Genomic DNA, 16,685 nt, shown 5'->3' on the forward strand with positions numbered 1-16,685 from the left:
CAGTAAATAGAACAATGCCCAACCTACACACTGAAACTACCAATCCAATAACTTTACAGCGACATATGTACATACATTTGCTATTTCAAAAATAAAAATTTTCTAATTAATTAGACTCATCAAAATTGTTGACGAACATCGAAATATCACTATCACAGCCATAGAATCATGAAAATTTCAGGTAAAGCCACCTTGGAAGGAACAAAAAATTACCGAGATAAGCATATTGATAAATGTGCGCCAGAGCATTTCAGAACAAATAAAGAATTAATTGCTAGTTCTATTGGTATAGGAACTTATCTCGGTCAAGTTAATGAAGAAACTAATTACCAAGTTACCCAAGCTATAATTGAATCTGTTAGGCAAGGGATAAACTTAATTGATTCAGCAATTATTTATCGTGAACAGCAAGGAGAACGTAGTATAGGTGAAGCATTACGATATCTGATAGAATCGGGATATATATCGAGAAACGAATTAATTATCTGTACTAAAGGTGGTTCTCTTACTGAAAAAACAACAGAATATCTAAATTGGTTTAACCAAAATTACATTGAAAACAATAATTCTCAAGTCAGCACAACAGACTTAGTACAAAATTCCCACTGTATACACCCAGAATATCTACAAGACCAAATTAATTTAAGTTTAGATAATTTGGGAGTAGAAACAATCGACGTTTACTATATCCATAATCCCGAAATACTGCTTTCAGAAATTTCGCTAGATGTTTTTTACAAACGTTTGTATGCAGCATTTGAAGTGTTAGAATCAGCAGTTGAATCAGGGAAAATCGCTGCTTATGGTATTGCTACTTGGGATGGTTTGCGTATATCTCCAAATAGTCCTCAACATTTAGATTTAGCAAAGATAAAGTCAGTAGCTGCTGAAGTAGGTGGTAATAAAAATGATAGATTTCGTTTTATCGAATTTCCTTTGAATATGGGTATGCCAGAAGCTCTAATTGCTCCTACTCAAAATGTCGCAGGAGAGCTAGTTCCTGTTTTGGAAGCTGCTTATCGTTTAGGATTAACTTCAATAGCTAGTGCTTCTTTATATCAAGCACAAGTTATAGGCAGAATACCTGAAAGTGTTGTTAATGCTATTGGCAAAAATTTTAATTCTGATTCTCAACGCGCACTACAATATACTCGCAGCGCACCCGGATTGCTCTCAGCACTTGTAGGTATGAAGAAGTTAGAACATATAGAGGAAAATTTAAAAACTAAGAGTTATCCGTCTTTAACAAAAGAAGAAATTCAAGAAGTAACTTATAGAATTGTAGAAGCTTTAAAATCTATGCAATTGATTAGTGAAAATTGCAATTTTGATATATCTCGTTTATCTTCTGTAACAAATGTGTTTACTGGATGAGATTTTAATCGCAAACAAAAAAGTTTTGAATAGAAATTGTAAGGTGATTAATAATGAGTAGAGAAAATCCTGAAGATACTACAATTTACAAAGTTGTAGTTAACCATGAAGAGCAATATTCAATTTGGCCTGCTGACCGAGAAAATGCCCTTGGCTGGAAAGATGCAGGTAAAAGTGGACTCAAATCAGAATGTCTAGAATACATCAAGGAAGTCTGGACTGATATGCGGCCTCTAAGTTTAAGGAAGCAAATGGAGGAGGCTGTTAGTACAAATTAATCATCACTAAGTTCTCAATTGCTATTTGTAAAGAGGGTTAACTTATCCACAATAATTGTATTTAGGAAAAAGGCTGATTTTAATTTACATATGTTTTCTGGAGACCACTTTTTTCTGCATTCTGCCCAATCTCTTTTACTAGAAAATTTGGCTCAATATTTGCCGTATAGCTTACTAGTATAAATTTCGTATTTTCTGAAAAAACTCTCAAAAAACTGAATGAATAATAGACTCAGAAACAGCTTGATTACCAGTTCAGAATCCTTTGCTCATAACCCGATTTTATCAGGACAAAATCTAGGTAAACAAATCCAAAATCAATGGTTATGGCGAAATTTAAATTTTGAACTTTTATCAGGAGAACAAGTTGCTGTGGTTGGTGCTTCAGGTTCTGGTAAGAGTTTGTTATTAAGAGCGATCGCTCATCTTGATTCTATCCAATCAGGACAATTTTTGTTTCAAGGAAAATCTATTGATTCTCAATATATACCCCGCTATCGTTCACAAGTAATCTATCTCCATCAACGTCCTGCACTTTGGGAAGGAACTGTAGAAGATAACCTCAAACAAGTTTATCGTTTAGCAATCCATCGTCACCAAGTTTATAACCAACAATTAATTCTTGACTATTTACAACTTTTACATAAACCTATTGATTTTTTACAACGTCCTGTGAGTGCAATTTCTGGAGGTGAAGCGCAAATCGTTGCTTTTTTACGTGCTTTGCAACTTTCACCCCTAGTTTTATTACTCGATGAACCTACCGCTTCATTAGATGCAGAAACAGTCCATTGTTTAGAAGCTTTAGTAACAGCTTGGCAAAGGCAAGATCCCCAAAGAGCATATCTTTGGACAAGTCATGATTCAACTCAGTTAAAACGTATTACCAATCGTCAAATTCAGGTAAAAACTAAAGAATAATGACTAAAAGTTATATTGCTATTAGTTACGGTCAACTAGGATTATCAGCTTTATTTATTCTCATTAATATAGCTCTTTCATGGATTTTAAATTTAGGGCTGGGAAAAAATCTATTAATTGCTTCCCTGCGAATGGTAGTACAATTACTTATGGTGGGATATATACTACAATGGGTATTCACTTTACGTAATCCAGTATTAATAATATGTGTAGCTTTGGCTATGACAATTATGGCGGTGATATCGAGTGTTAATCGTACTCGTCGGCGCTTTAATAGTATTTACTGGAATAATTTTATTTCTTTATTGTGTGGTTCATTTCTAGTTACAGGCTTTACTGTTAGCGGCATTATTCAAGTCAAACCTTGGTATGATCCTCAGTATTTAATTCCTCTATTGGGGATGATTTTAGGCAATGCTTTAACAGGAACTTCTCTCACATTAGAACGCTTTACAGAAGATTTAATTAGTCGTCGTGAACAAATAGAAGCACTACTAACTTTAGGTGCAACTCGTTGGGAAGCTGCCCATCAAACCATCAGAGAAGCCTTGAGAGTCGGGATGATTCCTACTATTAATTCGATGATGGTGATGGGATTAGTAAGTTTACCAGGAATGATGACAGGACAAATTTTAGCCGGTGCGAGTCCATCTGATGCTATCCGCTACCAAATTGTGATTATTTTTGCCCAAGCATCAGGAACAGCTATCTCGACAATGGGGGTTGTATTATTGGCATTTTTGGCATTATTTAATCAAAAACATCAGATGACAGATGCTTTATCGAAACAAGGTTAGACAAAATTTTGATGGTATATATGTAAAAATCTGGCGAGGTTTAAAATTATTTAACAGACAACAAAATTGTTTTTTTAATCATTATTTTTTATCTCTACTAACAGTTCTGATAGTTGGTTATTCTTTGCCGACGATGGCATCAGCAGAAAAGTCTAATGTCGGTAACGAATTAGAACTATTACAAACCGAGATTACAAAAAATGACCTCAAAATTATCCAACAGTTAGTCAGCATTGCCGAGCGTAAGTCTTCTCAAGTTTTGGAAGCAAAAACAGCTATGGGCTGGCGTGCATTTCAGGATGTTATATCTATCGAATTATCACCCTCTCTGACTACGACAAATTACAACTCATCTGATGATCCTGAAGAAAGGGAAAGTAGTTTTTATCTGAGTATTTCTATTGATCCGATTAAGTTAATTAGTGCTTTTGAACGAAAACCGATATTGAAATCTCGTTGGCAAGAAGCCAAGCAGCAAAAAAGATTATCCGTAATTCAGAGCTACTTAGCTTATATCCAAGCTCGTCAAGCGACAAAAATCGCAGCTTATCGAATGCAAAATTTGACAAATAATGAGCGTATTGCTAGTCTTAATTCTTCAAAAATCTCTGTGGAAAAAGTTAACAGTCTTAACAATCCTGAATATGTAGCAGCAGCTACTCAAATGCTTAACACTAACGCACAAGAACAAATAGCCTTGGAAGAACTAGCAGCTTCTGTTGGTTTATCCACGCTAGCAATAATTACTATCCTCAATGGAAAATAAACCATCAAGGGGTAATTCGCAATTAATAAATTCAGATTTTATTTAGGGTTCAGGGTTTCAATCTATTGCCGAATTTTATTGAGGTTTTTATACCCTCAACACCTTCGACTTGGCAGGTTTTTTAAAGATTCCGCCACTCCATTAAAAATAGATTTTCATCACCACCCACCACTCTAAATCCCAGACGCTCATAATGTGAAGATAAAAATTTAAGCGTTTAGGGTGTGCATCCCATTTAATTTTGAATCCAGGAATTAATTTTCTCCAACCAGGCTACAAGATGATGCCAGTAATGCTGAGAATAAATAGTAGGAGACCGACTTTCTGGCTTATTAATTAAATACTTTTCGTCCTTCTAAATAAGCCTTAATTTCCTGTTTTGTTCGCCACACAGGACGCAATTTTTTATCAGCAAATAATGGCAATTGGTCGCTAATATGAGACGAACCCGGTTGAGTTGCATTTCCATAACTATTTAGCGTCATTGCGCGGACTGGTTGAGAAAATTCTACTGCTGCTACAAAAGAATCCCCACTCACAGCTTGAAAACGTCCTTCTGATGCGGGAGCAAAATCAACAACTCGAAATGTTCCCAAATATCCCTCAGCACCGTTAGCTAGTAAGTCTAAATTACCAACTCGCAGACGAAAAACTTCTCCCCAGCTAATATCTAAACTACCGTAGGTCTTTTTGATTTCCTGTGCAACTTTTTCTAATAGTTCTACAGCCTCTTGGGGGTTAGCTAAACCATCGGGGGTGGTGCGTGGTTGGTTTTCATTCCAAGGTTGACTAAATGCTTGATTAAAGTCTAATTTGTCTGCCCAAGCAGCAAACAATACCGCACCTTTACTATTAGCATTTGCTTGTCTATCCCATTTTTCTAAAACCTCAGATGCTTGTTTTGCTAATTCATTTCCTTGTTGTGCTGCCGGGATTAAATCATCAAGAATTCGGTCTGCTAATTCCATGCGTGTAGAATGCTTGTAGGTAATCATTTCCTCAAAGGAAATACTCTCATCCTCTGCTAACATTCTGGCAGAACGCTGGGCGCGGAAATTTCTTGAACCCCGTGGTGCCATATATGGTGGATAATTATCTGCTTTGATAGCGGTGGGAAAAGTAGTTGTCCAAGGTGCATCATTAGCATTTTGTAACCAACCACTGGGCGGATCAATTACTTTTGGTAAATCTTGATAAGGATGAAATTTAGTCCACAATGTTTTGGATGTGTCCCCAGGAATAATGCCTTGCCAATATTTAAAGTCTCCCTCTTTCCGCACGGGAACTAGACCGTTAAACAGGTGCATAATATGTCCTTCTCGGTCAGCATAGATGATAGTAAACATCGGCAGTTGCAACCGTTGTACTGCTTTTTCAAAGGCGGTGAGATTTTGGGATTTTGCCATATCCCACCATTGTTCTAATATGCCTGTACTCTCTTGACCGACTACCCGTAGCGCCACGGCTTTACCGTTTTTCTCGCTGACTACAGGCCCGTGAATAGAGTTTTTGACTGACAATATTTGCTCTTGGAAGGAGCCATTTTTTTGTTTGACTTTTAGTAAAAAGTTTGTTGTTTTAAAAGGGAGAACTTTGTTATCGAAAAGATAACCATCTTTTTGTAATTTTAGTTCGTAGGCATCCCAGCCATCATGGGTATTAACGGTGTGAGTCCAACCTAAATGATCATTGAAAGCGATCGCTAATACGGGAATACCCACGAGTGTTGCCCCATAAGCATCAATACCTGGTGCGGTAATTTGGGCTTCGTACCATAAAAATAAATCACCCCAAGGCAAGTGGGGATTTGCCAACAACATTGCTTTACCATCAGCAGAACGTTTTGGTGCGATCGCCCAACCATTAGAACCAGGAGCAGACTTTGTATCATTAATATCTGCCACTCTTCCAGGATCAACGACAAACGTATACAGCAGTACCCTTTGCAGGTGACTGAGTACATCCTGCGGTGTAACAGGTAGCACCACTTTTACTTGCTCGTCAATTAAATCAGGATGTTCTTTAGCATAGGCATTAATCCCCGCCGCAAAGGCATCTATATCTCTGCGAAACTCAGAATTTTGTTCTTGATACCAGGAATTAGCACGTTTGGGTACACCCATTGTCAATACCCACTTATCTGAGTCTAAATACTTCTCTCCCCAATATTCAGCCGCCCTTCCTCGTGCTTGTCCATAAAGACGTAAAAGCAAGTTACCGTGGCTTTGCATCTGCGCCCAACCAAATGCCTGAAAAGCACCCTGATGGTTATTACCGTAAATATGTGGAATGCCGTAAGTATCCCAAAGAATTTCTGTGGATTTGGGAACTGCACTAAAACTTTGACTACTCACCACCAAAGTAAAGATAATACCAAGTAAAAAAGGTAAAAATCTGCGTGATTTTTGTCGCCAGTCTAGAGAATAATCAAATTTAGTTTTTACAGCAATAAACATTGTATTCATTTGTAATAAAGCTCTCCAGATTCTTCTAGTTAATTCCTTTACCCTTACGTCCTATTGGCACACACATTGGTGTTCCCACAACCGGGTCAGCAACAACACGACAATCTAAGCCAAACACCTCTTTGACCATTTCCTCAGTCATCACCTGTTGTGGTTCTCCAGCAGTAAAAATTCTTCCTTCTTTCACAGCAACTAAATAATCAGCATAACGACAAGCTTGATTTAAATCATGCAACACCATGACAATAGTTCTGTTCTGAAATTGGTTCAAATCATACAACAAATCTAAAACTTCTATTTGATGTGCCAAATCTAAAAAAGTAGTCGGTTCATCTAATAGTAAAATATCTGTATCTTGTGCTAATGCCATGGCAATCCAAGCTCGTTGTCTTTGTCCACCTGATAAAGTATCTAATGGTCGTTCAGATAACTTGAATAAATCTGTAATTTCTAGTGCCTGGCGAACAATTTTTTCATCTTTTTCTGACCATTGCTGCAACCAACTTTGATAAGGATAACGTCCTTGAGCTACTAAATCTCTGACTGTTAAACCTTCAGGTGCTACTGGACTTTGAGGCAAAATTCCCAATTGCTGGGCTACTTCTTTTGTGGAAAGTTGAAAAATAGATTCTCCATCAAGATATACAGCACCATTACTAGGTTTAAGCAATCTTGCTAAACCTCTTAATAATGTTGATTTTCCGCAACCGTTAGCGCCAACTAAAGCAGTAATTTTTTCGTCAGGAATTGCCAAATTCAAATCACGGATAATGGTAGTACTATCGTAAGCTAAAGATAAACTTTTAGTTGATAAACCTTTCATAAAAATTTTAGATTTTAGATTTTAGATTTTAGATTTTTAATTAATAATTGGTTTTTCTCCTCCTCTCCTCCTCTCTTCACTGTCATCTGTCATCTGTTGCCTGTCACCTATTTTTCCGATTACGAATTAACAAATACAAAAAATAAGGAGCGCCGACAGCAGCAGTAACAACTCCACAGGGAATTTCAATAGGTGCAAATAGAGTTCGTCCTAATAAGTCTGCCACCACAACAATCATTCCTCCTAACAGTGCGGAAGTGGGAATCAAACCTTGATGATTTGTACCTACTAACTGTCTTCCTAAATGGGGTGAGATTAAACCGACAAAACCGATCATTCCCGCAGTCGCTACTGATGCACCTGCTAAGGCTACTGCTACCAAAAGCAGTAAACTACGCTGCCATTCCACGCGACTACCTAAACTTCTCGCTACATCATCTCCTAAATTTAAGGCGTTCAAGTGCCTGGCTAATGTCAACGCCATCGGTACAAAAATAATCAACCAAGGTAAAAAAGAAAATACCTGTTCCCAGGTACGTCCGTACACACTACCAGCCAACCACACTAAAGCATCACTAACGCTGTAAATGTCACCGAAGGTAATCATTAAACTGGTGAAGGCACTAGCGATCGCAGATAAACCCACACCCATTAAAATTAATAAAATCGGCGAACTCCCATTATTCCAAGCTAACCAGTAAATTAAACCCGCCATTAACAAAGCACCAACAAAGGCAGATAAAGGCAAGATGTAAATAGGTACTGAAGGAAATAAGACAATAACTGTAACTGCGGCTAGACTTGCGCCAGAATTGATCCCAATAATACTAGGGTCAGCTAAGGGATTCCGTGTTAAACCTTGGAAGATAGTTCCAGAAATTGCCAGCGCCACTCCCACCATAAAAGCGACAAGGGTACGAGGTAGACGCAGGGTATTAATCACGAAGAGATGGTCAGGATTTCCCGTATTTACACCCAATATAGTTTTAATAATATCTAGGGCAGAGATAGGATATTCACCCCTACCCACATTCATCACCATTGCTACCCCAATCACTGCTAGTAAAAATAACAGCATCACTGGTACACGCCGGTCTATGCGAAAAGATATTGCTGAGGAACGGATCACCAGTATTTTAGATTTTGGATTTGGGATTTTGGATTGCCAAGAATTTTCTGTATAGTCTTTTTGTTGTTCCATCTATTTGGATTTTAGATTTTGGATTTGGGATTTTGGATTGCTAAGATGTTTCTGGATAAAAGTAAACCTTCATTTTTTCACCTTTGATTTAGCCAAGTAGACAAAAAAGGGAGCGCCAACCAGTGCAGTCATCACACCTACAGGTAATTCCTGGGGTTTAAGGAGAACACGGGCTGTAATATCTGCTACTAACAGTAAAGTTGCCCCGACAACGGCGGAATAAGGCAAAATCCAGCTATAATCGGTTTTAATGAAAAATCGAACAATGTGAGGAACGACTAAACCAATAAAACCGATGGGGCCAGCAAGGGCTACGGAACTTCCTGCTAGTAAAACTACGCTAATGGCAGTAAGAATTTTTATCCAGGCTGTTTTTTGACCTAAACCTTTAGCCACATCCTCACCTAGACTCATGGTGGTAATTTGTCTACCCAAAGCCAAGGCAATTACTAAACCGATGATGACAAACGGTAGTGCGGAAAAGAGAATAGTGGCATCTCTACCAGCTAATGAACCGGCTAACCAAAATCTAATTTCTTCTAATGTACGTTGACTGATAATTAAAATGGCAGTGGTGAGGGAAGAAATTAAAGCTGTCAGTGCTGCTCCTGCTACTGTGAGATTAAGCGGGGTAGCGCCTCCCTTTCCCAGTGAACCCAGGAAGTATACTAAAATCGCTGTGATTCCTGCACCCAAAAAAGCCGCAATTGTCAAAGTAGAAATGGATGAACTACCAAACACAAAAATTGTGACAACTACGGTGAGTGCTGCTCCAGACTCGATACCCAAAATACCTGGATCTGCTAAAGGGTTGCGTGTTAAACCTTGCATCAAAGCTCCAGATACTGCCAGGGCTGCACCAACTAAAATGGCAATGAGCGATCGCGGTAATCTGATAGTTTGAATAACCAAGTGTTGATATGAACCGTCAAAGCTGACAAAGGATGTCAAAATTTGATCTAATGGTATTTCTGCTGCTCCCAAAGTGACACTAGATACCAAACAAATTAGCAGCACCACCACACACACAACCAAGCTGAATACAGGTTTAGCTGCTGAATTAATCAAAATATTAGCCTCCCACTGGTGGCGTTATCTGCCCGTTAAAAATGAAATTTATACTGTTTTATTTTTATGCTTCCTTCTTCTTTCTTCCTCCTTGACTCCTGACTCCTGACTCCTGACTCCTTGATTATTTCCGTGTGGCTATACCTAATTTCACTCCTTCTACCTGTCGCACTTTATCCATGACAGCTACCACTTGTCCGTGATTAACACCTTCATCTGCATTTAGTACCACCATCAACTGTGTTTGCGGTTCTAACTTTTCTCTCACTCCTGTTTCTAATTGTTCTAAACTAATTGCTTTTTTGTTCAAAAATATCTCTCCATTCTTATTAATTGTCACCGTCACCTGTGCAGGACGATCTGTTTTTCCCGTAGCAGCTTGAGGTAAATTAACTGGTAAACCCTCGGAACGAGTTAAATACAAAGTTGACATGATGAAAAATGTCAAAATTGCAAAGATAACATCAATCATCGGCACAATGTTAATCTGTGCTGGTATTTCCGGTTCATCTTGTAGACGCATAAGCTTTTTCTCCTCTTTCGTAGCGACGACGGTATAGTAGTTCTAACTGTCCACCATATTCTTGAATCAAAGCCATTTGCCGTTGATAAAATCCCCGGAAGGTATTAGCAAAAACAAGGGTAAAAATTGCCACAATTAACCCAGCAGCTGTAGAAACTAAGGCTTCACTAATACCGCTAGTCACCCCCGCAGTTTTTGTTCCCCCAACATCACCAAGATTGAGTGAAGCAAAAGAAGTAATTAACCCCAATACAGTACCCAGTAATCCTAACAAGGGTGCGAGTGCAATAATAGTATCAAAAATCGTATTAAACCTTTTGAACAAAGGTATTTCAGCTTGTGCTTCACTTTCTAAAGCCAAGCGAAATTCTTCTGGATTTGGTTCTTCTAACTCTAAAGCCGTCAAAAATATCCGCGCAATGGGTAAATCTGCATTCTTTCGCAGTGTATCAATTGTACTGACCACATTATCCTGACGATAGAGATTCAATACATTTCTGACTACCAGTTGCTGACGGGTACTGATTTTTACCCAAAATTTGATCCGTTCGATAATTAACCCTACCGCCAACACAGAAGAACCCAGCAGGGGCCACATTACCACACCACCTGCGATAAACAGATTTTTAATATCCATGTACGCTACTCAAGCCTTTCGGTTAAATTTACTGACTAGTTCAGCAAGATAGCTGATATAAGTTCTCAATTTAAATTAGAGCAAATGAGAATATCTGTCAATCTTTTGATACCTTTTAGGGGAAGTATACAGTCTGCCCTGGGGTCAAAATCGCTGTAATTATTGTCTAGCAAGAAATTTAGGCTAAAACTCGTAAATGCAAAAGCTCAAATTTATTGATTGACATTTGCAGATTATTTCTGTTACTCTACCAAAGCTACTGAAAATATGTAGCAACAAATATGAGTTTTTCCAGCACAGCCATAGTAGTCTGTCAACCCAAAAATGACGGGTGAAGGCAGGCAGGGGGAGCGCTTGAGGTAGAGCAAGCAGGGGAAGAATAGAATTTTTTTTCCTAGTTGCAGAACTTACAGCAGAATTCAGGAGTCAGGAGTCAGGAGTCAGGAGTCAAACTGGCTTGGTGTCTAGGTTTCAATTTAGATTCTGTACCTCATTGATCTGCAATCTGCTGTAATTACGAATTACGTATCCCTAACGGGACCGGAGGCATTATTACGAATTATTTTGAACGTGGTCATCTTTTTGTAACTTAGTTCCGCACCTTTTACAAAACACTGCATCTGCATCATGAAAAGCTAAACTGCAACCTGAACAAATTGTTTCTACCTGATTTGCAGTCTTTACTAATCGCTTAATTAAATCTCCCACTTGCCAAGGAATCAGGGCTACTCCTGTTAGAATCATCAAAACCGTGAGTAAGCGACCCAATTCAGAAACTGGTATGACATCACCAAAGCCGACAGTTGTCATCGTCACAACTGAAAAATAAAATGCATCTAAAAAAGTGCCAAAGTTTTGCGGATTAACTGGATGCTCAACTTGATAAATTAAGCCAGAATAAACAAAAATAATTGCAAATAAAGTAAATAATATCCGCGCAAAAATTACACCATCTTCGCTGCTAATACTACCAAATAAGAATTTTTTGTCTATAAACCTGATTAATCGCAAAATTCTGAACCATCGTAATAAGCGGATAAAACTGATATCTACTAAACCAATAAAAGATGGTAATATCGCCATTAAGTCAATAATTGAATAAAAACTAAAAATATACTTGATTTTGTCTTCTGCACTCCATAAACGCAGTAAATATTCGACAGCGAAAATTATTAATATGCAAGTATCTAATGCTTTTAGCTCTAGGTGAGCATCATCAGAGATATTATAAGTTTCCGCCACAAAAATTCCTGATGATAATAAAACTAGAGTTGCAATGGTTAAATTAATTGCTTTACCAATTGGTGTTTCTAGGTCTGTTAAGTAAAATTCAATTTTTTCTCGATTTAGTAACATATATAACCAAAATAAATGAACTACTTCACAGCAATAACAGCAAAAATGCGCTATTGTAGGAGATTATTCTGTTAAAATCTCCTGTAAAGATGAACCAAGAATATTTTATGCGTCTAGCGCTAGAAGCAGCAAAAAAAGGAGATGCCCTTTATGGTGCAGTGATAGTTAAAGATATTGAAGTAGTTGCAGCAGCGTATAATACCGTAAATAGAGACAGTGATCCATCTGCCCATGCGGTTATTCAATATATACGACTGGTGAACCTTGTCCAATGTGTGCTACTGCTTGTGTATGGACTGGAATATCAGAAATTATCTATGGTGCTTCAATTCAAGATTTAATTTCGATTAATCAAGCTCAGGTGAATATATCTTGCGAAGAAGTAATCGCTAAATCCTTTAGAAAAATAAAGGTATAGCAGGAGGCAGGAGGCAGAGGGCAGGAGGCAGGAGGGAAAGCCTTATTATATCTAAGTTTCAAGGATTAATAATGTCCTAATTATCCTGGCTACAGCTATAACAAAAGGGATTTTAAAGAATGAATGTCTACAATTATTTGCATAAAATAAAGCCCCGTTAGATATCCAGGGCTTGTGTATATTGCTAAATGCAACAAGTTTTCAGAACTCAGCACTAAAAACTCAGCACTGTTTTAGTCATGAATGTTGAATGCTTGCACTTACATACTAGATGCACCAGTAGCAATGAGACGTTTGAATAAAGCTTCTGACCAACCAGTTTCTCTGAGTACAGCAGAGGAAGAAACTTCTACATAAGCCTGCTCAATAAAAGCTAAATCAATCATACAAATTCTGCCCAATGCATATTGCAATTCCTCTGACTTGCCATCAACTCTGAGCTTTTTACCAACTTCATGGACGACAACTGCCATAGCTGGAACTACGTGCTGAGGGGCAATTCCAATCTTCACATGAACAAGCCCAATATGCCAACGACAATCAGCATAGTCTTTACCCCAATCATCAATTCCTGTAAACATTTGATGAAACCATTGAATAAATGTTTCATGTAGGCGGTGAATTCGTCCCTCACTTTTATTTAAAATGGCATTCATTTCTTCATCACGTCCTAGATAAGCATAGAAGTGATCAGCCATTGTTGAAGCAATTTCTTTTCCCCAATCTGCACTGGATTTAAGAATGGTTTTATCTTCGGGAGTTAAACCAATTCTTTTTTCCATTGTTGCCATAAAAACGGTAGGTTCAATAGTCATAATTAACCCTTTAAAAAGATAGATGTGGTTGAATAAACTATCAGTTATTACTGTTTAGTCTTTGTTGAATTAAGTAAGTCTTTTGTATGCTCTGTAAAAGAGTATAGTGTAAGATTACGCTCTTTGAGCAGAGTTGCAAGAATATGCACCTTGTATTATTAATTTTTTCCTAAGATAAGACACCAAAATTGCTTTTAAAATTATGAGGTTTTATTGCGTAGAAAACCAACTAAATTTTTGAGGAATGATTGACTAACAGCTGGCTTTTCTGCTGGCTTTTCTGCTGGCTTTTCTATAGGTTTAGTTGCTGGTACAAGTTCCTGCACTGGTTCTGCAAAAGTGATGGTGGGTGTAGAAGTAGAAATAGGCTCTTCTACAGTGAATGTGGGTGTAGCAGCAACCATAAAATACTCTTCTGCTAAACCAACTACGATCAGTCGGAAAGCAATTTGCTGCACAGTTGCTATGGGTATTGTCAGTTGATTGGCAATGTGCTGTAGAGAAACCTGTCCGTTGACAAATTCCCACACTTGCCATTCTTGAGCATTTAACTGCATTCTGGGTTGTTTCACCATAAACCCTGACAAACCGGAAGTTGGATCTGGGAGCTTTTCTTCTAAAGCCGTCCAATCTCGCAGCGCACGGAGTCCAATTAATATCACCTCAGTTGCAGACATACTCAAACCAGTCATTTCCCTCAAAGGCAATGATGATGTTGGCTCAAATCTAAACAGAGCATCTTTGACTTGGAATAAGGAACATACTGGACGTAGCACTTGGCTATTAAATAGCAGTTTCAATTGTTCTGGTTGTACCAGTCCTTGGGATTTTAAGCATAGCCCCAATGGTGAGTTGATAAAACAAGAAGAAATTTGAGTGACTCTAGAGATTACTCGCTCACTTATCCACCCCCTTTGGGCAATCATTGATGTTAAGCCTTGTTGGTCTAAGCGATCAGCTGCGGTGACTATACGACCTTGATGCAGCCACATATAATAAACTTGTTTTTTCCGATTTTCATCCCCTTCAGGCAAAAACTCAATATAAAGTAGTCCTGTTTTTTTTCCTTGGTCTAAAAACTGAAGTAGTTCTGGCAAGGAAAAATCGGCAAAGTTACCAGTAATAGTCATAATTTACCTCCTTCATAAAAGGATCTAAATATTAAACAAATCAGAATAAAAATATTCCGAAATTTAACCTCAAAAAATTCTTATTTAATTTAGAGAATATTCCTAAATTAACTAGGATTGATGAGATAGATTACACTGCACAACTTTCCATCAAATACTGTACTAGGGCAATGACTGCTTCTGCTACAGAGTCTCCTTCGTTGGGATTGACTCTAATCATAGGAGGTCTTTCGGCTTCATTAACGTATCCAATGGCAAGATATACATCTTCTTCAGACCAGGCTCCTGGACAATCGGTATGTGTTAGACCAATGATCATCGGAATCTGAGCGCGTTCCTGCATAAAGTTGAGAATTTTACGTGCCTGACGGAATTCTCTAGCTCGATGTGCTGCTATCAATAAAATATAAGCGTGAGCTTTGCGGATCAAAATATCCCACATGAAATCAAAGCGAGACTGACCAGGTGTTCCATAAAGGTGCAGTGCCATATCAGGGCCAAATTGCAGCCGACCAAAATCAAAAGCTACGGTGGTTCTTTGTTTCAGCAATGCTGTTTCATCAGTTGCACGGGTATCTGTATCTACGACCTCAATTTCACTAACAGAACGGATAAAAGTGGATTTACCAGATCCTACTGATCCCGTGACAATTAAGCGCATAATCTCCATGTTTATTTACTCCATAAATAAACAGATAATGAGTGATTATTCACTAGTTTAAACAAACTCCTTAATGGTTTTGATAGTTGTTTAGTATTGGGTAGAAAGTTCCCTCGCTTGACCTGTATTTTCTCTACAAGGGAACTTGTATTGAGTTGGCTTTAGTATGGATCATTTAGCTTAAAACTAGTTTTAGTTCTGCAAGAACTCGTTTGATTTCTAGCATGAGTAATCCCTGTTTTGCAGTTTCACTAGCCAATACCAGCAATACCGCATCTTCACCACAACCTGTCAAGATACCAAAGCCTTTGTTACCTTCTACAAAGATTCGGTCTACGTTTCCCCTAGCTAACTCAACCCCAATCCGTTCACCTAGGGACAGCATAGATGCTGACATTGCTGAGACACGTTCTTCATCCATCCCACCTGGTAGACTTGCGCTCAAAGGTAGACCATCGGGAGTAACAAGTGCTGCTCCTTGAACGTCAGTAGTAGCAGTCACAAAGTGCTGTAAAATCATGCTCAGTTTTTCTGTGTTGATTGCCATAATAATTTCTGCTCCAGGTTGGTTTATATTTGGGACTGAGTCAGGAATTTTTATCAATTCCTAATTCATTAAATTCTTGATCTGTAATTCAAGTTAGAGACTTTTTAGTCTAAAGGTGTAAATTCAAATACGTCGTGATTACTGCCCCTTAACACAGAATCGGTATGCACTCCTCTAAAACGCTTACCAATTACTTGTTCTAAAGCGCCCCAAACTGCACCCATTGTAAAGGTACACTTGCGTTGTGAATTTTGTGGTTCACCTGCTGAACAAACGGTTTCAGATGTGTATACTCTAATAGTCTCACCATGTGTAACAATTTTCTCAATAATACAGAGTTTAGTTCCTTCTTTACCTAATGCGTGGGACAATTTAGCTGCTACATCATCTAAGGTATTTACTGTTCCCACTAAACCCAAATCTGTCGCTAGTTTTTTCCCCCGCGATCGCCCTGCTGTGGTTAAAGCAATAGCTGTGGCTTTTTCTCCTAAGGCATCTTCCATGCCGACAATTACTGCTTTGAAGCAGACAATGCTATTGAAATCTCCTAGTTGTGGCCTTAATAAATCTGGCATATATTTACCCCGATTTTATTTTGAGGACTACAGTGTTTAAACAGGGGGAAAATTTTAACTTGGCTGTGTTTATAGCTCCTCTTTTTATTTTCACTAGAGTATGACTGTGTAAATGAATGCGTCTGGCTCAGTTCCCTATTGACTCAATTATGCTGAAATAATGGTTAATATAATACCGAGAAATTACTGAATTTAGTTTTTGTTATATCAGTCATAAGTTAAGCAAATATAAGGGATTACTATTTTTGGCTTAGGCTTTGAGACTTATACAGGGTAAAGAATGTGGGATTTAAGCTAAAGCCTACTACCGCTCTCTCGGAATTAAAACTT

17 protein-coding genes and 2 pseudogenes are annotated in these 16,685 nt (G+C 38.1%); 6 read left to right on the plus strand and 13 right to left on the minus strand.

The features are described 5' to 3' along the window. Nucleotides 1–168: 168 nt before the first annotated feature. The 5 genes from H6G68_RS01710 (at nt 169) to H6G68_RS01730 (ending at nt 4,136) form a co-directional block, all read left to right on the plus strand. Entirely contained in the window at nt 169–1,374 is a 1,206-nt protein-coding gene (locus H6G68_RS01710) for an aldo/keto reductase (RefSeq protein ID WP_190905044.1), read from the plus strand. A gap of 53 nt (nt 1,375–1,427) precedes the next feature. Next, a complete protein-coding gene (locus H6G68_RS01715; RefSeq protein WP_190905045.1) occupies nt 1,428–1,652 on the plus strand; it encodes an MbtH family protein in 225 nt (74 codons plus the stop codon). A gap of 219 nt (nt 1,653–1,871) precedes the next feature. Continuing rightward, nucleotides 1,872–2,573 (plus strand): ABC transporter ATP-binding protein, encoded by a 702-nt coding sequence (locus H6G68_RS01720; protein ID WP_190905046.1) that lies wholly within the window; start codon nt 1,872–1,874, stop codon nt 2,571–2,573. Further along, nucleotides 2,573–3,370 (plus strand): ABC transporter permease, encoded by a 798-nt coding sequence (locus H6G68_RS01725; protein ID WP_190905047.1) that lies wholly within the window; start codon nt 2,573–2,575, stop codon nt 3,368–3,370. Before H6G68_RS01720 ends, H6G68_RS01725 begins: the two co-directional genes overlap by 1 nt. A gap of 133 nt (nt 3,371–3,503) precedes the next feature. Then, nucleotides 3,504–4,136, plus strand: a complete 633-nt coding sequence (locus H6G68_RS01730) for a hypothetical protein (RefSeq protein WP_242045098.1) — start codon at nt 3,504–3,506, stop codon at nt 4,134–4,136. Nucleotides 4,137–4,331: 195 nt separating this feature from the next. Here H6G68_RS01730 and H6G68_RS27015 read toward each other — a convergent pair. From H6G68_RS27015 to H6G68_RS01765, 8 genes and pseudogenes are all read right to left on the minus strand, one after another. Beyond that, nucleotides 4,332–4,454, minus strand: a pseudogene (locus tag H6G68_RS27015) (PepSY-associated TM helix domain-containing protein); the annotation flags it as partial. A gap of 14 nt (nt 4,455–4,468) precedes the next feature. Beyond that, on the minus strand, nt 4,469–6,592 hold the full coding sequence (locus H6G68_RS01735) for an acylase (RefSeq protein WP_190905103.1): 2,124 nt from the start codon (nt 6,590–6,592) through the stop codon (nt 4,469–4,471). Nucleotides 6,593–6,626: 34 nt separating this feature from the next. Continuing rightward, a complete protein-coding gene (locus H6G68_RS01740; RefSeq protein WP_190905048.1) occupies nt 6,627–7,424 on the minus strand; it encodes an ABC transporter ATP-binding protein in 798 nt (265 codons plus the stop codon). Between the two features lie 103 nt (nt 7,425–7,527). Beyond that, nucleotides 7,528–8,625: a FecCD family ABC transporter permease gene (locus H6G68_RS01745; RefSeq protein WP_242045099.1), complete on the minus strand. Its 1,098-nt coding sequence runs from the start codon at nt 8,623–8,625 to the stop codon at nt 7,528–7,530. A 69-nt stretch (nt 8,626–8,694) separates the two neighbouring features. Further along, the gene (locus H6G68_RS01750; protein WP_190905105.1) at nt 8,695–9,690 is read right to left on the minus strand and encodes an iron chelate uptake ABC transporter family permease subunit; all 996 of its coding nucleotides are present in this window, start codon (nt 9,688–9,690) and stop codon (nt 8,695–8,697) included. A gap of 127 nt (nt 9,691–9,817) precedes the next feature. Beyond that, the gene (locus tag H6G68_RS01755) at nt 9,818–10,216 is read right to left on the minus strand and encodes an ExbD/TolR family protein (protein WP_190905049.1); all 399 of its coding nucleotides are present in this window, start codon (nt 10,214–10,216) and stop codon (nt 9,818–9,820) included. Next, entirely contained in the window at nt 10,200–10,853 is a 654-nt protein-coding gene (locus H6G68_RS01760; RefSeq protein ID WP_190905050.1) for a MotA/TolQ/ExbB proton channel family protein, read from the minus strand. Before H6G68_RS01760 ends, H6G68_RS01755 begins: the two co-directional genes overlap by 17 nt. A 552-nt stretch (nt 10,854–11,405) precedes the next feature. Continuing rightward, nucleotides 11,406–12,209, minus strand: a complete 804-nt coding sequence (locus H6G68_RS01765) for an ion transporter (RefSeq protein ID WP_190905051.1) — start codon at nt 12,207–12,209, stop codon at nt 11,406–11,408. Between the two features lie 89 nt (nt 12,210–12,298). On the opposite strand from H6G68_RS01765, the pseudogene H6G68_RS01770 reads away from it, so the two are divergent. Beyond that, nucleotides 12,299–12,627: pseudogene (locus H6G68_RS01770) on the plus strand (nucleoside deaminase). Between the two features lie 260 nt (nt 12,628–12,887). On the opposite strand, the gene H6G68_RS01775 reads toward H6G68_RS01770, so the two are convergent. The 5 genes from H6G68_RS01775 to H6G68_RS01795 form a co-directional block, all read right to left on the minus strand. Further along, nucleotides 12,888–13,442: a protoglobin domain-containing protein gene (locus H6G68_RS01775; RefSeq protein ID WP_190905052.1), complete on the minus strand. Its 555-nt coding sequence runs from the start codon at nt 13,440–13,442 to the stop codon at nt 12,888–12,890. Nucleotides 13,443–13,642: 200 nt separating this feature from the next. After that, complete coding sequence (locus tag H6G68_RS01780) at nt 13,643–14,572, minus strand: DUF4388 domain-containing protein (protein ID WP_190905053.1); 930 nt, start codon at nt 14,570–14,572, stop codon at nt 13,643–13,645. A 130-nt stretch (nt 14,573–14,702) separates the two neighbouring features. After that, nucleotides 14,703–15,242, minus strand: a complete 540-nt coding sequence (locus tag H6G68_RS01785; RefSeq protein ID WP_127052580.1) for a GTP-binding protein — start codon at nt 15,240–15,242, stop codon at nt 14,703–14,705. Nucleotides 15,243–15,408: 166 nt separating this feature from the next. Then, entirely contained in the window at nt 15,409–15,780 is a 372-nt protein-coding gene (locus H6G68_RS01790; protein WP_127052581.1) for a roadblock/LC7 domain-containing protein, read from the minus strand. 104 nt (nt 15,781–15,884) lie between these two features. Continuing rightward, complete coding sequence (locus H6G68_RS01795; RefSeq protein WP_190905054.1) at nt 15,885–16,355, minus strand: hydrocarbon-binding protein; 471 nt, start codon at nt 16,353–16,355, stop codon at nt 15,885–15,887. Between the last annotated feature and the right edge of the window lie 330 nt (nt 16,356–16,685).

The organism is Anabaena catenula FACHB-362 (assembly GCF_014698735.1).
GTDB classification, from domain to species: Bacteria; Cyanobacteriota; Cyanobacteriia; order Cyanobacteriales; family Nostocaceae; genus Anabaena; species Anabaena variabilis_A.

Coding starts and splice junctions, on each gene's coding strand:
- H6G68_RS01710 (WP_190905044.1), top strand. CDS start 169: ATGAAAATTTCAGGTAAAGCCACCTTGGAAGGAACAAAAAATTACCGA.
- H6G68_RS01715 (WP_190905045.1), top strand. CDS start 1,428: ATGAGTAGAGAAAATCCTGAAGATACTACAATTTACAAAGTTGTAGTT.
- H6G68_RS01720 (WP_190905046.1), top strand. CDS start 1,872: ATGAATAATAGACTCAGAAACAGCTTGATTACCAGTTCAGAATCCTTT.
- H6G68_RS01725 (WP_190905047.1), top strand. CDS start 2,573: ATGACTAAAAGTTATATTGCTATTAGTTACGGTCAACTAGGATTATCA.
- H6G68_RS01730 (WP_242045098.1), top strand. CDS start 3,504: ATGGCATCAGCAGAAAAGTCTAATGTCGGTAACGAATTAGAACTATTA.
- H6G68_RS01735 (WP_190905103.1), bottom strand. CDS start 6,592: ATGTTTATTGCTGTAAAAACTAAATTTGATTATTCTCTAGACTGGCGA.
- H6G68_RS01740 (WP_190905048.1), bottom strand. CDS start 7,424: ATGAAAGGTTTATCAACTAAAAGTTTATCTTTAGCTTACGATAGTACT.
- H6G68_RS01745 (WP_242045099.1), bottom strand. CDS start 8,625: ATGGAACAACAAAAAGACTATACAGAAAATTCTTGGCAATCCAAAATC.
- H6G68_RS01755 (WP_190905049.1), bottom strand. CDS start 10,216: ATGCGTCTACAAGATGAACCGGAAATACCAGCACAGATTAACATTGTG.
- H6G68_RS01760 (WP_190905050.1), bottom strand. CDS start 10,853: ATGGATATTAAAAATCTGTTTATCGCAGGTGGTGTGGTAATGTGGCCC.
- H6G68_RS01765 (WP_190905051.1), bottom strand. CDS start 12,209: ATGTTACTAAATCGAGAAAAAATTGAATTTTACTTAACAGACCTAGAA.
- H6G68_RS01775 (WP_190905052.1), bottom strand. CDS start 13,442: ATGACTATTGAACCTACCGTTTTTATGGCAACAATGGAAAAAAGAATT.
- H6G68_RS01780 (WP_190905053.1), bottom strand. CDS start 14,572: ATGACTATTACTGGTAACTTTGCCGATTTTTCCTTGCCAGAACTACTT.
- H6G68_RS01785 (WP_127052580.1), bottom strand. CDS start 15,242: ATGGAGATTATGCGCTTAATTGTCACGGGATCAGTAGGATCTGGTAAA.
- H6G68_RS01790 (WP_127052581.1), bottom strand. CDS start 15,780: ATGGCAATCAACACAGAAAAACTGAGCATGATTTTACAGCACTTTGTG.
- H6G68_RS01795 (WP_190905054.1), bottom strand. CDS start 16,355: ATGCCAGATTTATTAAGGCCACAACTAGGAGATTTCAATAGCATTGTC.